The following is an 18,763-nucleotide window of genomic DNA, read 5'->3' on the forward strand; positions in this document are numbered from 1 at the left end:
GGGGAGAAGGGCGATTCTCATGAATCACCCTGTATGAAGGCGTATCTAGCGAGGCTGCGTCATACCTGAAATAGGGGAGAGATGGCTGAGGGCCAAGAAGCAGAAGTGTCGGAGGCAGAGGAAGGAGATTGCTGGCTTAAAACGGGGGGATCGTTCCATACCACACTCGGCAATTCTCGTCGCAATACAGGTGCTACGTCTTGGGCAAAGCGCTCCACTTGCTCTAGCTGCTCACTATGACTGAGTCCATCCACACTAATGCTCAGCACCTGATGTCCAAACGCGGCATGGTAATTCATAATTTTCTCAATGACCTGTTCCGGACTACCAATAAGTACGGGGCCACGTGCAATGTTATCTTCCAGATCTGTGAAGGGTGACTGGTTATGCTGTGCGGCGGCGGTAGCATGAAAAGCATTATAGTAAGGTGTGTAGCGACGAATCGCTTCCTCACGAGTATCTGCCAGATATAGGCTGCCTGCTCCCGATCCGATCACCGCGCGGCTTGCATCATGACCATAATAATCGAGGCGTTCCCGATAATGGTCAATCAATGCTTTGTATTTTGCCTGGGGATGAAAAGAATTCGAAGTGAAGAGCGGCTCACCATATTTCGCTGCCAGTTCAGTAGAGAGTGTACTCGACGCGCTGCCATGCCAGATTGGTATGGATTGCTGAAGTGGTCTCGGCCAAGTGGTAACCTCATGAAGGGGAGGCCGATACGTTCCCTGCCAGGATACGTTCTCCTCCGTCCACAGGCGCTTCAGCAATTCATAACGTTCAGCAAGGGAAACCCACTGTTCCTCTTCACGAATGCCAAACAGCGGATAGTGCCGGGGGTCATTGCCTTTCCCGATGATCATCTCCAGCCGTCCACCAGATAACTGATCCAGTGTTGCATAATCCTCTGCAACCCGCACCGGATCCAGTACGCTTAGAACAGTGACTGTGGTTAGCAACCGGATACGTGAGGTAGCTGCAGCTATAGCAGTCAATACAACTGGAGGTGAAGAGGACAGAAAAGGTGCCCCGTGCCGCTCACCAATCCCGTACGCATCGAAACCCAAACGCTCGGCCAGTCTGGATTGCTCCAGAATGTTGTGGAATTTCTGCTGTGTCGTGAGTGCTTCGCCAGTGACCGCATTAGGCAGGTTCATCATGAGGCTAAACAAGGCAAATTTCATCTGAACTTCTCCTTGAACTGGATTGGCCAGTCTGTGTTGTTTAATCCTATGGAAATAGTAGGATATTATGAATTGAACTTACTGTAACATGTCCGTTTCGATTCTTCTAATGGATTTTTTCTATAAGACGAAATATATTCAATATAAATGTCTAAATGTGCAGGAAATTGCCACGATTTTTATTGACCGCTGTAAAATTTAGGATTAAAATTGTACTTATCATAGAAATTCAAATTTCTGGATTTTCATTGTGGAGGTGGGAGACATGGAACCTACAACTACGATACGCTCAAATATTGAGGATTACATCAGGAAACAGGGGTATACCCTTCAATACTTTGCTGATATATCGGGGGTTAACGCCGGGACGTTAAGTGCAATTATCAAAGGTACACGGCCGATCGCCATGGCTCAATTGGACCTCATCACCCAGGGCATGAAGCTGGAAGAGGGACACTTCTACGAAATATATGGTGCTGAATGTTTTGTGGAGTCCGCACCGCACTGGAGAAGGCTGGAGCCGTTCCTGCAACGCTGCGCTGAGTTGGACAAGCTGGACTGCATACAGAGGGTAATTCAGCAAGTGACGGATGACCGCTCCTATGTGTCCGAATTGTTCGAGCTGGCCGAGTATATGCTTGAACGTGATCAGAAGAAGGCTGCGCGAATGCTGTACGAATGTGTCGCCGAGTGTGAGAAGTACCAGCACTCCGAACGTCTGGCACTATGCCATTATCGCATCTTCACCTTGTCTCTTGGCCAGGACCAGCATGAGAATCTCAGGGCCGCAGTTCACTTCGAGCCGTATATTAACCGGCTGGATGAAGAGCGACAGCTGGACGCAATCAGGGAATTGGCTAATACATATAGTGGATTGCGCCACTGGGATAAGGTATTTCAATTAGCTGGTGAACTAGAGCAGCGAGTTGGATTTATGGAACAATATCAAACGAAGAAAAAAGGTTTAGATAACCATAGAGTTTCCAAGCACCCTCTATTCACCTATAGATCTTATGCGCACTTATTGATGTCTAATGTGTGGGGCGAGCGGGGAAATTACGAAAAGGCTTTGAATCTTACAACGCTGTACTCCAATGTTGTTGTTGATGACCCTACAGCAGAGGATCTTATATTTATTAAAAGATTTAAGGATTGGGCGGAAGTTAATTCCTACCTTTATAAACTGATGTTGGGTGATTACGAAGCCTTAAATTCCTATTTGGATTTTATCGATGAAGACGAAAATGAAACACTTCTTGGGTTGGTTAAGGTTATGGAAGCTGCAAATCTATACAATTTGAATGTAGACCACGCCCTCAGGAGGTTTGATCTATATATTCATCTTTTATTTGAGGAAGGCAATCACGAAACGAGCTATGTTGTTCAAGTCAAAGATGATAGGTACACCAAATTTTGGGCAGAATTAGCGTTCTATCAGCTATCTAAGGAAAGATATGAAGAAGGATTTAGGAGTCTAATGACTTGTTTGGCATCAGCTCATAAAATCAAAGATGACTCTACAATCATTTACTGTGTAGGTTTATTCGAAGAATACAGGCATCAAGCGATTGAATCTGTGAAGCTAAATTATTCAAATCTTATCAAGGAGGTTTATGGTCGATATGCTAAAAAAAGCCACGTTAGTATTAATGCTGTTTAGTTCAATCCTTTTGATTACGGGTATGATTAACCCTATGGATTCCATGAGAAGTTCTGTATCCAGTCACGGTACAGGTGGATATTAAAAAGCCTTTGGTTCGTGTATAGATGTTGTTAAATGTGGACGAGCGTTCTTTCCGAATTTAGGAAATGGACGCTCTTTTGTGAATGTATTCTAATATGAATCAATATAGGAATTGAGAGATGTTAATAGTTATCTTCCGGTAAGAGTCCGTTAATAGAAATCCATAAGTGAAAATAATCGTTTAATTCTATACAAGATGTGGAATGTGAATGCGGTTAAACACCTAATGTTGGTTAGTCTTTAGTCTATATCTTGAATTGTTGCAAAATGCTTGGTAATGAATGAATACCCTCTGCAAATAAACTTTTTGATTTGCAAAGGAATAAAATATGAATTTTTTGGCAAACTATCCTAAAATGGTCTATAAAGAAGGGGGTGCATGCTATGAAAGGACCAAGTCAGGTTGTAGACCAGATTGAACGGAACAGGCAAGAATTAAGTCGTTTGGCGGAGCATCATGGCATGCAAGACAACAAAGTCCTTCAACAATCCATGGTACTGGACGAACTGATCAATGAATATAACCGTTTCAAATATAGAAAACAACAATATATGAACAGACAGCCGATTGCATAATGCAGTCGGTTTTTTAGTCTGAAAAAAAGACGAAAGGCTATACCATCCACTGGACATTTAATGGAAACTGACTGCCCGTCTTATTGAGTGGATTCATTCATAGAAATAGTCGACTGTAGAGCAATACAGTCGGCTTTTTTTGTTTTCTTTAAAGTGAGGATTTCATCTTGAAATTCCATACCAATCCCGATGTTGGCAGGATAGTCAGCCATCGTTGAAACTGGATATGATAAACGCCAATTATATCTAGCAATTTCGAAGATGATTCTCAAATGACAGGAGTGGGAGGGATCCGTGAATGGTCAAAGTACAAGGTTGTTTAAAAAGAAACTTGAACCTGCGCACCAAGCTGCTGGTATTGTTTTTGGTTCTCACTTTGCTTCCGCTGAGTTTGCAGGGGTTGGTCAACTATTACCATTTCTCACAGACAATTGACCGCAAAACGGAGCAGTTCACCATTGATATCATCCGCCAGATTAACACGAATCTGAATCGGCTGTTGAAGGACTTCGAGCGTATATCGCTCCTGCCGCTCTATGATCAGACCGTGCTGGGTATTCTGGGGAAATACAACGCGCCAATGGGAACAGCCACCTGGGCAAGATCCGACGATTACTTGAAGATGAAGCTCTATACATCGGGTCAAGCCTATGATCGCCCGGAGATTCGCGGCATCCACCTGATCTCGAACAGTGGCATCCTGTTCTCCAATCTGGATTCATTGGCGGTGAAGCCGGTATGGGACAGTAGGCAGGATGATTGGTTTGCAGAGCTTGGCGGCTCAGAGGGGGAGTGGCGACTGCTCCCTCCGCATCATCCAAGTTATTACACAGGCAAGAATGAAGAAGCCTATATCTCCGTTGCCCGAGAGATTCGTGATCCAGGCACCCTCAAACGGCTTGGATATATTCTGATTGATATCCGGCTGGATGCCTTCCGCCAGCTGTTATCCAATCTGAATTTTGAGGAAAATGCGAGTCTCATGATTGTGGACAGCAAGCAGCGTCTTGTGTTTGAGCGAACTTCACTTGGTGGACGATCCGCGTACAATCAACTGTTACAGCATGAGCAGCTTCAAGGCTATGCCGGAAATCAAAAGGTGGTAATGGACGGGAGTCCCTATCTGTATGTACGGCACCACTCGAATTATTCCGGGCTATCGGTCATTAGTCTTACACCCATTTCTGTCATTCAAAAGGAATCAGGTGAGATGCTTACGTTCACGTTTGGGTTCGCTGTTCTGTGCATGGCGGGTGTAGCCATTCTGGCGGCTCTTATATCCTATCGTGTAACAAGGCCTTTAATCAGCCTGAAGCAAAATATGATTCGCGTGGAGCAGGGTGACTTTACCCAGCGTGTGGCAAGCTTCGGCAGTGATGAATTCGGGCAGATCAGCCGGGGGTTTAACCGGATGATGGATGAGATTCACCGCTTGTTTAACGAAGTGTTTCTACTCGGTATTCGAGAGCGGGAAGCAGAGCTGTCAGCGCTGCAAAGTCAGATCCATCCTCATTTTATATACAATACGCTGGAGTCCATTAATATGATGGCTATCCGCAGGAAGCATACAGAAGTGTCCAACATGGTGACGGCGCTGGGCAAGCTGCTGCGTTACACAATTGATAAGGTGGATCGGATCGTACTCCTTCAGGAGGAGTTGGCTTTTGTAGAATCTTATGTACGCATTCAACAGGTGCGTTATAACGGAAGGCTGCAGGTGATTTTTGAAGTTGAAGAAGAGGTTCAGGAGTGTTTGATTCCCAAGCTGATTTTGCAACCGCTCGTGGAGAACGCAGTATACCATGGATTGGAAGGGCAGGAGGACGGGGGAATGATTTGGATATCGGCCTTGAAGTTCGATCAAGAGTTACTGCTTACCGTTCGCGATAATGGTAAAGGTCTACGCCAAGAAGAGATTGACGATTGGAACGAGTCATTCTCCCAGCTTCCCTCAAGTGAATTCCTGCGCTGTAACGCTGATGGTCAATTAGGGCTTACCAATATAGCACAGCGACTCCACCTTATTTATGGTCAAGGCGCCAGTCTGACCGTTGACGGAAGCCCCGGGCAGGGACTAGCCGCCACGATTACTATACCGCTGCAGGGGAAAGGGGATAACGTGCATGTATAAAGTTTTGCTTGTGGAAGATGAGAGGGTCATCCTCGAAGGGCTGCGGGAGTTAATTATTCGGACAGCTCCCGAGTTTCGCGTTATGGGTGAAGCTTCTGGAGGAAGAGAGGCTCTTGAATTTTTGAGAAGTGATGTGCCTGATGTGCTAATTACAGATATTCGCATGCGGGAAATGGATGGATTGACTCTGATATCCAAAGCAAGGGAAATGTATCCCGAACTGCTGATGATCATCATTAGCGGCTATGGCGAGTTTGAGTATGCACGCAGAGCAATGGAGTATGGTGTACAGAACTACCTGCTGAAGCCGGTGGAACTCCAAGAGTGGGTGACCGCCATTCAGAAAATTCAGCTGCTGCTGGACCGAAGATACGGCGTTTCGTCAAGCCAAACACTGGATACAACGGGGGAACCCGAGTGCAGCAGTGGAGATACGCGAAAGATCATTCGGGATGTAAAGGAATATATCAGGCTTCACCCTGATGGAGATCTGCGCCTGCAGACCATAGCGGCACTTGTCCATCTGAACCCGACCTATCTAAGCCAGCTCTTCAAAAATGAAACGGGGACAACCTATTCGGAATACATCGCTGAGGCGCGCATGGAGCGGGCCAAATGGCTATTGGTTAACACCCAACTGAAAATCTATGATGTAGCGAGGTTGTCCGGTCATCAGAGTCCCAAACACTTCATGCTGGTATTCAAACAGCAGGTGGGTTGGACGGCAGGGGAATATCGGAACCGATTCGGTACGGATGAGCAGCTGTAGCAGGTGACCTTCATCTAAGTCCTTGAAAAACCGTACCATTTCTATAGCTGGCGTGATTTATGAACCATTGATTCCTTCGCTATACTTTGGTTGCACGTGAACATCACTAAGCGACGAGGGGGATTTCCATGAAAAAAGCAGGACTGATGTTTATGCTCGTATTCATCATTGTTGCATTAATTGGCTGTGCAGGCTCCAATTCCAGCAGTGATCCTGAAAATGCATCCGCAGGAGATGAAGAGATTGAACTGAAGTTCATGATGTGGGGAAATCAGGCGCACATGGACGTGTATAACAAGTTGATTGATAGCTTCACACAGGAAAATCCGGGCATCAAGGTGACAATGGAATCCGTACCCTTTGCGGAATATCAGCAAAAAATCTCTGTACTTGCAGCTGGCGGCTCGCTACCGGATATCGCCTGGGTCTCCGAGCGGATGATTCCACAATTCAAATCCAATCACATTCTCGCAGACGTATCCGAATTCAAGGATGATGCAGAGTTCAAATTGGATGATTATATTCCAAGTACGCTGGATCTGTTTCGGGATGGTGATCAACTGCTTGGCTTGCCGTTCTCAACCCCTCCAGTCGTCATGTTCTACAACAAATCGCTATTCGACAAGGCTGGACTTACAGACCCTAACACGCTCGCCGCTCACGGGCAATGGACGTGGGAACGATTTGAAGAGACAGCCAAAACGATTGCCAGCAAGGATGCGACAAACCGAATCTACGGTGCCAACTTTTTTCGCGATTGGAAGACGTGGGCTGTTCTTTCCTCCTATTCCTGGTCTAATGGCAGCGGGCCATTCGATGAGGGCATGACACAGTTCACCTGGAATGATCCTTATGGTGTGCAAACCTTGGAATTGCTTGAACGGATGATGTTTACCGATGAGTCCCACCCGAAGGCGGGTGAGCAGGTGAGCTTCGATGCCGGGAATGTGGGGATGTTCTTCGACAACTACAGCTATGTGTCCAAAGCAAGAGAGATTATGGACTTCGAATGGAGTATTGCCCCGATGCCTTCAGGATCTCAGGGCAGTGTGCCCATGCTGGGTCAGGCTGGATATGCCATGTTTAATGACAGCAAACATCCCGAAGTAGCAAAGAAACTGCTGAAGTTTTTTGCTAGTGAGCAGGGAATTCAGGCCACGGCAACTTATTTTGTCCCTCCGCGGACCTCTGTACTGAATTCGGATGTTTTCATTAATCAGCCGAATAATCCTAGCAAGGAACATATTGTTCAGGCAGTGATTGATGAAATGCCTAAAGCACGCTTGATACCGGGCCATATTCGCTGGCAGGATATCGACAATGCAGTGCTGCAGGGCTTCGATCGTTTATTCGCCCGCTCAGCCACACCTCAGGATAATCTGAAGCAGATGCAGGAAGAGATTCAAGGCCTGCTGCAATAATAAATAACGGCATATCGACAGGAGGCAGGGGTATGGGCAAATTGGAGGAAGCGCTGAATGGACAACACATGCTGCTTGTGGTCAGCCTGCCCGCTAATGATGCAGTACTGGCCCGGGCAGCAATTGAAGAAGGGGCTGACGCGCTAAAAGTACATTACAATGTCGGACACCGCGCCAGTGGAAATCATTTTGGTCCGCTGGATGAATACATTGAAAACTTCCGTGAAATCCGATCCCAATTTAACGGTCCGCTTGGAGTGGTCCCGTCGGGTACCCTTGATGGGACGCAACAGGAGGATGTGGCGAGGCTTTCCGGATTGGGTTTTGATTTCTATTCCATATATGCTCACCATTTACCATCCTTCATGCTGGGTGAGCTCGGTCTGGATAAAACATTTGCCATCAATGAACACTACGACCCTTCCCTGGTTAAGGAGGCCAAACATTATGGTTTTACCGCGTTGGAGGCATCGATTGTCCCTGGAGAAGAGTATGGGACATCGCTAAGCTTCTCGGATGTCCTCAGGTATCGCCGGTTAGTTATGCAAGCAGAGCTTCCGGTGTTGGTCCCTTCCCAGAGGAGACTGGTGCAGGAAGATGTGCAAGTGCTGCACGATACCGGGGTTAAGGCGATTATGCTCGGAGCAGTCGTAACAGGTAAAACGGAGGAACAGCTGCGAAAAGCCGTAAACGGGTTTCGCAATGCCATGGACAAACTGAAGTAGAAGGAAGACGGGTGAGGAGAGGAGGGCCAGAGTTGACCCATTCACGCAAGCGTTCAGGAAGAGGACCGCTCGCAAGAGAGGCCCAGATTGCAGGATGGCTTTTCGTATCTCCAATGGTTCTTGGTTTTACTCTGCTGCTGCTCTTTCCAATGGGCCTCGCATTATACATGAGTTTGACCGATTGGCCATTGCTTGGAGATCATCACTTTATTGGGCTGGATAACTACCGCGAGATCATGATAGACAAGATGTTCTGGACAGTACTGGGAAACACGGTATATTTCACAGCCGGACTTGTTCCGCTGAATATTGTGCTGGCGCTGCTACTCGCTTTACTGTTATCCAAAAGTCTGCGTGGGATCGGAATATTCCGTACAGCCATCTTCGTTCCGGTCATGACTTCACTTATTGTGTGGGCAATTGTATGGAAGCTTATGTATGCGACAGAGTCGGGATTGATTAATCAGCTTCTGTTGATGATGGGCATCAAAGGACCAGCCTGGCTCTACAATCAGGATTTGGCGATGCCTGCGGTAATTGTCACCAGTGTGCTGAAAAATGTTGGCCTTAATATGGTACTATTCATAGCCGCAATTCAGCAGGTACCGAGATCACTGTACGAAGCAGCCAAACTGGACGGTGCAGGCAGGCAGAAGACTTTTTTTCACGTGACGCTTCCCATGATTACGCCTACTGTTTTTTTGACCGTGGTGATGACGGTCATCGGCTCGCTCAAAGTGTTCGGACAGATTTATGTCATGACACAGGGGGGGCCGAGCAATAGCACCAAGGTGCTGGTCTACTATATATGGGAAAAAGCGTTCAAGCTGTTTCAGTTTGGCTATGCCTCCGCACTGGCATACGTGCTCTTTGCTATCGTACTGATCCTGACGCTGCTGCAATGGCAGCTTCGAAAGAGGTGGGTATTCAATGAAGGCGATGCCTAAACCGTCTGTTCGTACAGCAGGGGGTGCAATCGGTACGTATTTGTTGCTGACCCTGATTTCGCTGATTATGATTGTACCGTTTATCTGGATGATATCCACGTCTTTCAAGGAGCCCCAGAGCATATTCACGTATCCACCGCAGTGGATACCGGAAACGTTCCGATTTCAGAATTATGTCGATGTTTTTCGATTGATTCCGTTTCATCGGTTCTATTTGAATAGTGTGTATATTGCTGTTGTGGTCGTGCTGGGTACGGTGTTCTTTGCATCCCTTGCCGGATATGCATTTGCAAAAATACCATTCAAGGGCCGCAATGTGGTATTTCTCACCCTCCTGAGTGCCATGATGATTCCCCACGAGGTGACGGCAATTCCGATGTTCCTGTTCATGCGGCAGCTGGGCTGGATTGATACACATCTCCCGCTGATTTTGCTTCCGATCTTTGGGGCAGGCGGTGTATTCGGCATCTTTGTCATGCGGCAGTTCTTCATCACGGTCCCTACCGAGCTGGAGGAAGCGGCGATGATTGATGGCTGCAACAGGTTCCGGATATATGCGCGGATTATGCTGCCCATTGCCAAACCCGGCATGGCGACGCTGACGATCTTCACCTTTGTGACCATCTGGAATGAGTTTTTTGATCCGCTGATTTTCATTAACTCGCGCGAGCTAATGACATTGCCGCTAGGGCTGTCCCTGTTCACGGATGAAGTGGGTACGGCCTGGCAATATCTGATGAGCGCCACAGTCATGGCAACCGTACCACTGCTGATTGTCTTTTTCATGGCTCAACGGCGATTCATTGAGGGTGTTGCGATGACAGGACTGAAAGAATAGTCGGCTAATCAATGAAAGGAGGAGTGAAAAATGAGTGAACGGATGAGCATGAAGACAGAACAAGCCGATGTTGTTATTGTAGGGGGTGGCCCTGCGGGCATAGCGGCGGCCATTGCTGCCGGACGACAGGGCGTTCGTACTGTGCTGGTTGAGCGATATGGGTTCGTTGGCGGCATGTCGACTGCCGCTATGGTTTATCCTTGGATGACTTTTCACACGGAGAGCGGTGAACAGGTGATCAGGGGCATTGCTCAGGAGATCGTTGACCGACTGAAAGCGCGAGGGGGCTCTCCAGGGCATCTCCGGGATACAGTTGGTTTCGTGCATACCGTTACACCATACCATCCGGCCATTTATCAAGTGATAGCGGCCGATATGCTGCAGGAGGCAGGTGTTCGGCTGCTGTTGCACAGCTTCGTGGATGAAGTGATTGTTCAGGATAATCGAGTAGAGGCGGTTCGATTGACAAACAAGTCGGGCCGATTGGAGCTTAAGGCCAAGATTTTTGTCGATACCAGTGGGGATGCGGATGCAGCTTATCTTGCCGGTGCTGCTGTCGCGAAGGGACGGGATGAAGATCATCAGTCCCAGCCCATGACCATGAAATTTCGGATGCGCGGCGTAAACCTTGAGCGAGTTAAGCAGTATATTCTGGAGCATCCGGAAGATTTCTATGCCAAGACACCTTTCGCAGAGCTGGATCGTATTCCGCTCACCGGAGTGAGTGGTTTTTATTCGCAATGGCAGAAGTCGGGCATTCCGATTAACCGCGATCAGGTGTTGTTTTTTACCGGGCCGGCCGAAGATGAAGTACTGATTAACTGTACCCGGGTCCAGGGACTGGATGCTACCAATGCAGAGGATCTCACCACTGCTGAGCAGGAAGGCAGAAAGCAGGTACTCATGATTGCCGAATTTTTGCAGCGCGATGTGCCTGGTTTCGAGCGGGCTTCAATATCCGCAGTTGCTCCCCAGATTGGCATACGTGAATCCAGACGGATTATTGGACATTATTCTTTGACGAGGGAAGACGTAATTACGGGGCGAAAGTTTGACGATGTCATTGCCCGAAGTGGTTATCCCATTGATATACATGATCCTTCAGGTCAAGGCGTAGTGGCGGCATTTATTGAAGGAGATGGGGCATACGACATTCCATATCGCTGCCTGATCTCCAGCAATATCCGAAACCTGCTGGCAGCAGGACGCTGCATCTCCACCACACATGAGGCCCATGCTACAACCAGGTTGACTCCCAGCTGCATGGCTACGGGGGAGGCTGCCGGAACATCCGCTGCATTGGCAGTGCAGCTGCAGCTTGATCCGCTGTCACTCCCGGTTGCGTTGCTGCAGAAAGAATTACGGCAAAATGGAGTGGCGATATGAAATCGGAATCAATACGCAAATAATAAAGAGTCCAGTTAGACACAGATATGTGTTTAGCTGGACTCTTATGTGCATACACAATGCCTCTCGATAGATCTAACCGAATCAATTCATTCTTGCCTCAAGGCGCCGGGCCACGATGGAAAGGGCGTAGTTGATGACAAAATACAATACCGCTGCGAGCAGAAGCGCCGGGATAACGTAATCGAAGCTCTGACCACCCAGAATCTGCACGTTGTGCATGAGCTCCGGCAAGGAGATGATAATGGCCAAGGACGTATCCTTTAGCAGGGAGATGAACTGACTGACCATCGGCGGCGACATGCGGCGCAGTGCCTGAGGCATAATGATGCTGCCCAGGGTCTGCATATAGCTGAGACCGGAGGAACGGGCGGCTTCCACCTGTCCGCGCTCAACCGATTTGAGACCGCTACGAACGATTTCGGCGATCATGGCGCCTTCAAACAGGCTAAGCCCAACGACGGTGGACCAGAAGACGGACATCTTAATCCCCAGCTGGGGCAGGACAATATGAATGAAGAAGATGATCAGCAGCAGCGGCAGGTTTCGAATCGTATCCACAATAACGGCGATAATCTGTGACAGGACCGGAATACGGGTATACCGGATGGTACCCAGCACGGTGCCGAGAACAAAGCTGAAGACGATTGACAGTCCTGCAACCTGCAGGGTAATCAAGAATCCATGCAGCAGGAAACGAAGGTTGGGCCAGGCATAAGCCCCGCTAAAGTCCATTGTACATCGACCTCCTTCTGTGAGTGGAGCTTAGGCTGAGTAGTGGTATGGCTAAATCACATGGTAACCTGACCGGCCGGCTTGTTTTTCTTCGGCTTGCCCTTGAGGCCTCGTGCTTCGGCGTCGCTCTGTCCAAACCTGCGCTCCATATAATGAACCAGAAAACTGAGCGGCAGCGTTAGTACGAGGTAGAAGAGTGCAACAATGGTATACACGCTCAGCGGCTGGAACGTATCCGAATTGACCAGATCGGCAAAATACATTAGGTCCATGCCGGCAACAACTGCAAGAATGGAGGAGTTTTTGACCAGGTTGATAAATTGATTGCCGATGGATGGAAGCACGATCTTGATTGCCTGCGGCAAAATGATCAGGTTCATGGCCTGTACGTAGGACAAACCTGAAGATCTAGCGGCCTCCAGCTGTCCCCGGGGGACGGTCTGAATGCCTGCCCGGATGGCTTCTGCAATAAAAGCTGCTGTGTAGATGGTAAGACCTAGCGTACCGGAGACAAACCCGTCCAGTGAAATGCCAAGGGAGGGCAGTCCAAGGTAAAAGAAGAACACGACCAGCAGAAGCGGAATATTTCGAATGAATTCCACAAAAGCCGTACCGATCCAATTGAGTGGCTTGATGGGGGATATCCGGAAGATTGCCATGATTGCTCCAAGGATAAAACTGCCGATCAAAGCCATGATGCTTACTTGAATCGTATTGAGGAATCCCTCCAGGAAACGATCGGAATGCTTGAACAATACATCAAAATCCAATTTGCCCATGTAGGCGAAGCCTCCGTTCTCCAGATGTGAAGCGGCGACTCATGCTGTACGGGTGATTTAGTCCCTACAGATGAAAACCGCCGCTCGTTCATCGTTAATCGAGGTTACTCGGGCTTGCTGCCCAGCCATTTTTCATGTAACGTATCGTATTCACCACTGTCTTTCATGCTCTTGAGCAGGCTGTTTACTTCTTCTACAAAAGCAGAGTCGCCTTTGCGGATGGCCATTCCATATGGCTCACTTGTGAAGTTGCCACCAACCAGCTTGTAGTTGTTGTCCGTTTGCTGCATGCCGATGAGGATGATATTGTCCGTCGTCAGTGCCTCACCTTTGCCCGCTTTGAGCGCAGTGAAGGCATCCTGATAGTTGTCGAATTCCAGTACTTCAGCATCCGGAGCTTTTTCACGAATATTCTGCGCAGAGGTTGAACCTTTAACTGCGAGCACCTTCACGCCTCCAAGGCTCTCCAGTCCAGTGATGGCACTATCATTTTTTACAAGAAGGGACTGCCCTGCCTCGAAGTAAACGTCACTGAAATCCACCTGCTCCTTCCGCTCGTCCGTGATCGTCATAGTAGCGATGATGATATCGATGTCACCGTTCTGGAGCATGGGAATCCGGGTTTTGGATGTGACCTCTTTCAACTCAACCTTGGTTTCGTCTCCAAGGATCTGTTTGGCAAGTGCCTTGGCGATATCGATATCGAATCCTTCGACCTCACCGCTTGCCGGGTCCTTCAAGCCAAAGAGCTTCGTATCATATTTGACCCCGGCAATCAGCTTGCCGCGCTCCTTAATCTGTTCAATGGTTCCTTTGGCTGCAGTATTCTCATCACCGCCACCACCACCGCTGCTGTTGGTAGCTTCCTCTCCCGTACTACAGCCGGCCAATGCCAGCGAGAGAACCAAAACAAGGACGAACGACGGCCACTTCAGCAAATTCTTCATGAGTAAAGACCCCTTTCAAAATGTAATATTCTATAATTCTCAATGATGAATTAGACGACTTAGGAACTGCTGTGCCCGCTCTTCCCGCGGGTTATCGAAAAATTCTGTGGCAGAAGCCTCTTCCACGATCCGGCCTTCGTCCATGAAGATGACACGGTCTGCCACTTCACGAGCAAAGCCCATTTCGTGGGTAACGACAACCATGGTCATGCCGTTATGTGCGAGAGAGCGCATGACATCCAGTACTTCCCCGATCATTTCAGGGTCGAGCGCAGAGGTGGGCTCGTCAAAGAGCATGATTTTGGGCTCCATGGCGAGTCCCCGCGCAATAGCGACCCGCTGCTGCTGTCCACCCGACAACTGGGAGGGATAGCTGTCAGCCTTGTCGGCAATGCCAACACGGGTTAAATATTTCATTGCCGTAGCAGCTGCCTCAGCTTTGGGCTGTTTACGTACCTTTACTGGGGCAAGTGTAATGTTATCGATGACTTTTTTGTGAGGATAGAGATTGAAGTGTTGAAATACCATGCCAATGTCGCGACGGAAGAGGTTGATGTCCACCTTTTTCTGATGTAAAGGGACACCGCTGACGACGAGTTCGCCTTCCGTAATGGTCTCCAGACGGTTGATGCAGCGGAGCAGTGTACTTTTGCCGGAGCCGGAAGGGCCAATAATGACAACGACCTCTCCTTCTTCAATGTGGAGATGGATATCTTTGAGGACATGAAAATGACCAAAGTGCTTCTGCACACCCCTAAATTCAATCAAGAGTAACCCATCCTTTCTGCAACGTTGGTTTGAAAAAGGAATAATAAGGAATAAATTGAAACTAGTTATTTAATCATACATAGTCATCCTTCTTCTGGCAATTGGTTTGTAATAAAACATGACATAAGTATGAGGTTTAATAGGGCTGTAGGCCAAAAATACGTTATATATTTGTTAAGTTGGTGAGTTCTTTGTGACGAATCCTGACAGAAAAATGAATCGAATCTCCTAGAGTTTTTACAACCTTTGGAATAGATGTATAGAGTATACTGGTGTTGATACCTATCCTATGTCCAGGGTAACGGAACAAATAACCTCAAATTCTAACGCTACATGGCAAAAAAACACAACCTTGGTCCAGATCCCGTTGATATGATGGGTGATAATACTCATTCCTGAAAGCTATGCTATGTCGATCACAGTCCAATCCCAATACAGAGAAGAGAGGATGTTCTGAACGATGAATACATACTACTCCCCATTAAGTGCAAGAGAAGGTATCCAAGCGAATACGAAAGCCTATGAGGCTGCTCTACCTGACATTCCCGCTCGGGATTTCTGCATCACGGACTACGGAGCAAAAGGAGACGGCGTGACGGACAATACGGAGGTGTTCAGGCTTGCTATAGCGGCGTGTGCTGAAGCAGGTGGCGGACGAATCGTTATTCCGGCAGGAGTCTGGCTGACAGGTCCGATTGTGCTTCGCAGTCGCATTGAGCTGCACACAGAGGCGGGAGCTTTGGTTACGTTCAGTCGTGAGTTTGATCATTATCCTCTGATTGCTTCGAGCTTCGAGGGGTGGCAGGTGGTGAGATGCCAATCTCCAATTGACGGAGAATCGTTGGAGGATATCGCGATTACAGGTGAGGGAATATGGGATGGCAGCGGAGAAGCGTGGCGTCCAGTCAAACGGTCCAAGATGACCGCTTCACAATGGAGTCGATTGGTTGCTTCCGGTGGTGTTGTAGAGCATTCGGGTGAAAATGAAGAAATCTGGTGGCCTTCGGCCTCGGCCCTCGAAGGTGGCGCCATCGCCAACCGGCTTCATATGGAGCAGGAGCGTGAATTGTCCGCTTATGAGGATGCCAGAGACTTTTTACGTCCGAACATGGTCAGTTTGCGTCGGTGCAAGCGGGTGCTGCTGGATGGTCCAACATTCCAGAACTCACCTGCATGGAACCTGCATCCGTGGGCATCGGAGCATGTTACCATACGTAACGTGAGTGTACGAAACCCGTGGTTTTCTCAGAATGGCGATGGGCTGGATATTGAATCATGCCGTCATGTTGTCGTGGAGCACAGTGTGTTCGATGTGGGGGATGATGCCATCTGCCTGAAATCCGGCAAGGACGCGGAAGGCCGAGAGCTCGGTTTGCCATCTGAATATATTACAATTCGGGACTGTACCGTATATCATGGTCATGGCGGATTCGTTATTGGCAGTGAGATGTCAGGTGGTGTACGGCATGTGCGGGTATCGGATTGTACGTTTATTGGGACGGATATTGGACTAAGGTTCAAAAGCGCCCGCGGGCGCGGTGGAGTCGTTGAAGATATTGAAATTCAGCGTATCTATATGAAAGATATCATCATGGAAGCCATCTCGTTTTCCTTTTTCTATGCGAATATGGAGGGATCAGCCCGCGGAAGCGATCTGTTTCAGGACATTAGTGAAGAGACCCCGGTGTTCCGCGATATTCGCATATCGGATGTTATCTGTGCAGGTGCAGAGATGGCTTTATTCGTAAGCGGGCTGCCCGAAATGCCTCTGGACGGTGTAGTGGTTGAAGGATATGACGTCACTGCTCGGAACGGTATACATTGTGCTCATGCGAAGCATTTGAGAATTGCCAATCTGAGAGCCCGGATTTCCGAAGGATCATTGATCCATTTACACCAGTGCAAGGGAGCTGAAATAGAGGGAATTCAGGGAAAAGGGCCTGACGGCCGGCTTCTGATTGTAACAGGACACGAGTCTGCCGGAATTGTGTGCCGGGAGGACGATGCAGATGAGGAAGGACGCCAGATTTCCATGGGTCCTGAGGTAAGAAGCGGTGTGCTCATCCGCAGATAAGAGTCCTTGATACGAAAGAATAGCAAGTCGTTCGTTAATTCACCTTCAGCCGCAGTGGTGTAGCGTGTGTCTCCAGATATCATCCTGATTTTTGTGATATAGAGACACATTCATCCGGGTAGGGCTACCCACTCGGCTTCTATCTTCAACTTCCCAAGATTCCCCATACTAGCGATGCTCTTTTCGATAGCGCAAAGGGGTGGTTCCGGTCACCTGTTTGAATGTTTTGTTGAAATGAGCCGTGTGCTCAAACCCGACCTTCTCCGCGATCAACTGCACCCGCTCCTGGGTGGACAATAGGCGCCGCTGCGCTTCCCGCACCCGCACGACCCGTAAGTACTCACTGAAGCGAAAACCGGTAAACCGACTGAACATCCGGCTCAGATAGGATGGGCTGATATAGAAACGGGCTGCCGCATCCTCCAAGGTAAGCGGTTCGTTGTAATGTCTGTTCACGTAAGCGGCAATCTCGCCGATTTTATCCTGCATCGGGTGAATTGGGCCGGGTGACATCAGGCGGCTATTTTCTTCTACCCGATAGATATGGATCAGAAGCTGAGCGAGCAGGCTTCTGACAACCATCTCATAGTGAGGGCGGCGCTCCTTGCATTCGCGCAGCATCTGCCATAGCATGCGTTCCATCTCCTGCTGCTCTGATTCTGGGAGGTGAAGAAGCCTTGATCGTTCGAAAGGGAGCAGACCGCACACACCGAGTTCCATCCCGGTGGCAAACGAAGGAGAGAAACCGATAAGAATTCGTTCGAATCCGGGCCTGTTTCCTCTGGACGTTGTATGCACATCATGCGGATTAATGAGGATCAGATCACCTTTTCTCGCGGTCAGGAGCTGGCCGTTCATGGAATACACCCGTTCTCCTTCAAGCAGGTAATACAGCTCGTAAAATGAATGAGCGTGAGGCTGCGGCATGGCATTGCCTTCATGTCTGCGCATGTATTCAATGGTGAATGAATTTTCCCCAATGCGATATTTGGGTCCAATTCGATCCTCAATCATACTCATGATCAGGCTCCCTTCTACTTCGTCTGATTTACGTTTGTATCCATATCATAACGGAAAATCCAGTTTGTTGTAAACGCTATCAAAAGTTTCGTTTAAATGGAATGGACGGGTTCTAAGGGTGACAAACGAACAGCGATGTTTTACAGTAGGGAGAGTGAGGCCAAACTCTGGAAGAGGGTCTCCAATATGATTTGGAAGGAAGGAAACAGGTTATGACAACACATGAATTATCGCCTCTGGTTGCTGCACTGGATATGCAGCCCCACGTTGAAGGCGGTTGGTATAAAGAAGTATGGAAGGCTTCTTATCAAATCCCGCAATCCGTTCTGCCGGAAGCTTATTCGGGCCCAAGATTCTCTGCAAGCTCGACATACTTCCTGCTGCACCCGCATGAAATTTCCGAGTGGCACACCGTACTGTCCGATGAGCTGTGGTTGTGGCACAGCGGAAGTCCAATTGAATTGAAACTGGGCGGCAAAGGGGAAAACCCTGAGAATGAGGAAGTGCTTGTGCTTGGCATGGATCTTGCTGCAGGGCAATCGCCGCAGGTGCTTGTTCCAGCTGGGGTATGGCAAACGGCACGTCCCCTGGGAGATGAGCCTGTGCTCGTAACGTGTGTGGTTGCGCCAGGTTTCCACTATGATGATTTCAAGCTGGTTTCCAAAGGCTGATCGGTTAAAACGTTTGAACGGCAAAAT

17 protein-coding genes are annotated in these 18,763 nt (G+C 48.6%); 11 read left to right on the plus strand and 6 right to left on the minus strand.

Annotation, left to right across the window (positions count from 1 at the left end):
• Positions 1 to 59 precede the first annotated feature (59 nt).
• Entirely contained in the window at positions 60 to 1,184 is a 1,125-nt protein-coding gene (locus PIL01S_RS20300; protein ID WP_127539100.1) for an LLM class flavin-dependent oxidoreductase, read from the minus strand.
• 265 nt (positions 1,185 to 1,449) lie between these two features.
• Between PIL01S_RS20300 and PIL01S_RS20305 the strand changes: the two genes are divergently transcribed.
• The 9 genes from PIL01S_RS20305 (at position 1,450) to PIL01S_RS20345 (ending at position 11,721) form a co-directional block, all read left to right on the plus strand.
• The gene (locus PIL01S_RS20305) at positions 1,450 to 2,844 is read left to right on the plus strand and encodes a helix-turn-helix transcriptional regulator (RefSeq protein WP_127539101.1); all 1,395 of its coding nucleotides are present in this window, start codon (positions 1,450 to 1,452) and stop codon (positions 2,842 to 2,844) included.
• Positions 2,845 to 3,312: 468 nt separating this feature from the next.
• Positions 3,313 to 3,504 carry an aspartyl-phosphate phosphatase Spo0E family protein gene (locus tag PIL01S_RS20310; RefSeq protein ID WP_127539102.1) on the plus strand — a complete coding sequence of 64 codons (192 nt, stop codon included), beginning with the start codon at positions 3,313 to 3,315 and terminating at the stop codon, positions 3,502 to 3,504.
• A 298-nt stretch (positions 3,505 to 3,802) separates the two neighbouring features.
• Positions 3,803 to 5,635 carry a cache domain-containing sensor histidine kinase gene (locus tag PIL01S_RS20315; RefSeq protein WP_127539103.1) on the plus strand — a complete coding sequence of 611 codons (1,833 nt, stop codon included), beginning with the start codon at positions 3,803 to 3,805 and terminating at the stop codon, positions 5,633 to 5,635.
• Positions 5,628 to 6,404, plus strand: a complete 777-nt coding sequence (locus PIL01S_RS20320) for a response regulator transcription factor (RefSeq protein WP_127539104.1) — start codon at positions 5,628 to 5,630, stop codon at positions 6,402 to 6,404. Before PIL01S_RS20315 ends, PIL01S_RS20320 begins: the two co-directional genes overlap by 8 nt.
• A gap of 128 nt (positions 6,405 to 6,532) precedes the next feature.
• On the plus strand, positions 6,533 to 7,825 hold the full coding sequence (locus PIL01S_RS20325) for an ABC transporter substrate-binding protein (protein WP_127539105.1): 1,293 nt from the start codon (positions 6,533 to 6,535) through the stop codon (positions 7,823 to 7,825).
• 32 nt (positions 7,826 to 7,857) lie between these two features.
• Positions 7,858 to 8,550 carry a beta/alpha barrel domain-containing protein gene (locus tag PIL01S_RS20330; protein WP_127539106.1) on the plus strand — a complete coding sequence of 231 codons (693 nt, stop codon included), beginning with the start codon at positions 7,858 to 7,860 and terminating at the stop codon, positions 8,548 to 8,550.
• Positions 8,551 to 8,582: 32 nt separating this feature from the next.
• Positions 8,583 to 9,497 (plus strand): carbohydrate ABC transporter permease, encoded by a 915-nt coding sequence (locus PIL01S_RS20335; RefSeq protein ID WP_127539107.1) that lies wholly within the window; start codon positions 8,583 to 8,585, stop codon positions 9,495 to 9,497.
• Positions 9,481 to 10,335, plus strand: a complete 855-nt coding sequence (locus PIL01S_RS20340) for a carbohydrate ABC transporter permease (protein ID WP_127539108.1) — start codon at positions 9,481 to 9,483, stop codon at positions 10,333 to 10,335. Before PIL01S_RS20335 ends, PIL01S_RS20340 begins: the two co-directional genes overlap by 17 nt.
• A 30-nt stretch (positions 10,336 to 10,365) precedes the next feature.
• A complete protein-coding gene (locus PIL01S_RS20345) occupies positions 10,366 to 11,721 on the plus strand; it encodes an FAD-dependent oxidoreductase (protein WP_127539109.1) in 1,356 nt (451 codons plus the stop codon).
• Between the two features lie 105 nt (positions 11,722 to 11,826).
• Here PIL01S_RS20345 and PIL01S_RS20350 read toward each other — a convergent pair whose 3' ends face one another.
• From PIL01S_RS20350 to PIL01S_RS20365, 4 genes are all read right to left on the minus strand, one after another.
• The gene (locus PIL01S_RS20350; RefSeq protein WP_095291616.1) at positions 11,827 to 12,477 is read right to left on the minus strand and encodes an amino acid ABC transporter permease; all 651 of its coding nucleotides are present in this window, start codon (positions 12,475 to 12,477) and stop codon (positions 11,827 to 11,829) included.
• Positions 12,478 to 12,533: 56 nt separating this feature from the next.
• Positions 12,534 to 13,256, minus strand: a complete 723-nt coding sequence (locus tag PIL01S_RS20355; protein ID WP_127539110.1) for an amino acid ABC transporter permease — start codon at positions 13,254 to 13,256, stop codon at positions 12,534 to 12,536.
• Between the two features lie 104 nt (positions 13,257 to 13,360).
• Positions 13,361 to 14,203 carry an ABC transporter substrate-binding protein gene (locus tag PIL01S_RS20360; RefSeq protein WP_127539111.1) on the minus strand — a complete coding sequence of 281 codons (843 nt, stop codon included), beginning with the start codon at positions 14,201 to 14,203 and terminating at the stop codon, positions 13,361 to 13,363.
• A 39-nt stretch (positions 14,204 to 14,242) separates the two neighbouring features.
• Positions 14,243 to 14,971, minus strand: coding sequence for an amino acid ABC transporter ATP-binding protein (locus tag PIL01S_RS20365; protein WP_110756680.1), 729 nt, complete (start codon positions 14,969 to 14,971; stop codon positions 14,243 to 14,245).
• A 460-nt stretch (positions 14,972 to 15,431) separates the two neighbouring features.
• On the opposite strand from PIL01S_RS20365, the gene PIL01S_RS20370 reads away from it, so the two are divergent.
• Positions 15,432 to 17,045, plus strand: coding sequence for a glycoside hydrolase family 28 protein (locus tag PIL01S_RS20370; RefSeq protein WP_127539112.1), 1,614 nt, complete (start codon positions 15,432 to 15,434; stop codon positions 17,043 to 17,045).
• A 168-nt stretch (positions 17,046 to 17,213) separates the two neighbouring features.
• Here the strand turns inward: PIL01S_RS20370 and PIL01S_RS20375 are convergent, their stop codons facing one another.
• On the minus strand, positions 17,214 to 18,065 hold the full coding sequence (locus PIL01S_RS20375) for a helix-turn-helix transcriptional regulator (protein WP_127539113.1): 852 nt from the start codon (positions 18,063 to 18,065) through the stop codon (positions 17,214 to 17,216).
• A 212-nt stretch (positions 18,066 to 18,277) separates the two neighbouring features.
• Between PIL01S_RS20375 and PIL01S_RS20380 the strand changes: the two genes are divergently transcribed.
• Entirely contained in the window at positions 18,278 to 18,736 is a 459-nt protein-coding gene (locus PIL01S_RS20380; RefSeq protein ID WP_095361613.1) for a cupin domain-containing protein, read from the plus strand.
• The last annotated feature ends 27 nt before the right edge of the window (positions 18,737 to 18,763 follow it).

This window comes from Paenibacillus illinoisensis NBRC 15959, assembly GCF_004000925.1.
GTDB lineage: Bacteria > Bacillota > Bacilli > Paenibacillales > Paenibacillaceae > Paenibacillus > Paenibacillus illinoisensis.

Excerpts from the sequence above, each read along its gene's own strand:
- PIL01S_RS20375 (WP_127539113.1), bottom strand. The coding sequence starts at position 18,065 with ATGAGTATGATTGAGGATCGAATTGGACCCAAATATCGCATTGGGGAA.
- PIL01S_RS20340 (WP_127539108.1), top strand. The coding sequence starts at position 9,481 with ATGAAGGCGATGCCTAAACCGTCTGTTCGTACAGCAGGGGGTGCAATC.
- PIL01S_RS20380 (WP_095361613.1), top strand. The coding sequence starts at position 18,278 with ATGACAACACATGAATTATCGCCTCTGGTTGCTGCACTGGATATGCAG.
- PIL01S_RS20370 (WP_127539112.1), top strand. The coding sequence starts at position 15,432 with ATGAATACATACTACTCCCCATTAAGTGCAAGAGAAGGTATCCAAGCG.
- PIL01S_RS20330 (WP_127539106.1), top strand. The coding sequence starts at position 7,858 with ATGGGCAAATTGGAGGAAGCGCTGAATGGACAACACATGCTGCTTGTG.
- PIL01S_RS20360 (WP_127539111.1), bottom strand. The coding sequence starts at position 14,203 with ATGAAGAATTTGCTGAAGTGGCCGTCGTTCGTCCTTGTTTTGGTTCTC.
- PIL01S_RS20355 (WP_127539110.1), bottom strand. The coding sequence starts at position 13,256 with ATGGGCAAATTGGATTTTGATGTATTGTTCAAGCATTCCGATCGTTTC.
- PIL01S_RS20345 (WP_127539109.1), top strand. The coding sequence starts at position 10,366 with ATGAGTGAACGGATGAGCATGAAGACAGAACAAGCCGATGTTGTTATT.
- PIL01S_RS20310 (WP_127539102.1), top strand. The coding sequence starts at position 3,313 with ATGAAAGGACCAAGTCAGGTTGTAGACCAGATTGAACGGAACAGGCAA.
- PIL01S_RS20325 (WP_127539105.1), top strand. The coding sequence starts at position 6,533 with ATGAAAAAAGCAGGACTGATGTTTATGCTCGTATTCATCATTGTTGCA.
- PIL01S_RS20305 (WP_127539101.1), top strand. The coding sequence starts at position 1,450 with ATGGAACCTACAACTACGATACGCTCAAATATTGAGGATTACATCAGG.
- PIL01S_RS20315 (WP_127539103.1), top strand. The coding sequence starts at position 3,803 with ATGGTCAAAGTACAAGGTTGTTTAAAAAGAAACTTGAACCTGCGCACC.
- PIL01S_RS20320 (WP_127539104.1), top strand. The coding sequence starts at position 5,628 with ATGTATAAAGTTTTGCTTGTGGAAGATGAGAGGGTCATCCTCGAAGGG.
- PIL01S_RS20300 (WP_127539100.1), bottom strand. The coding sequence starts at position 1,184 with ATGAAATTTGCCTTGTTTAGCCTCATGATGAACCTGCCTAATGCGGTC.
- PIL01S_RS20350 (WP_095291616.1), bottom strand. The coding sequence starts at position 12,477 with ATGGACTTTAGCGGGGCTTATGCCTGGCCCAACCTTCGTTTCCTGCTG.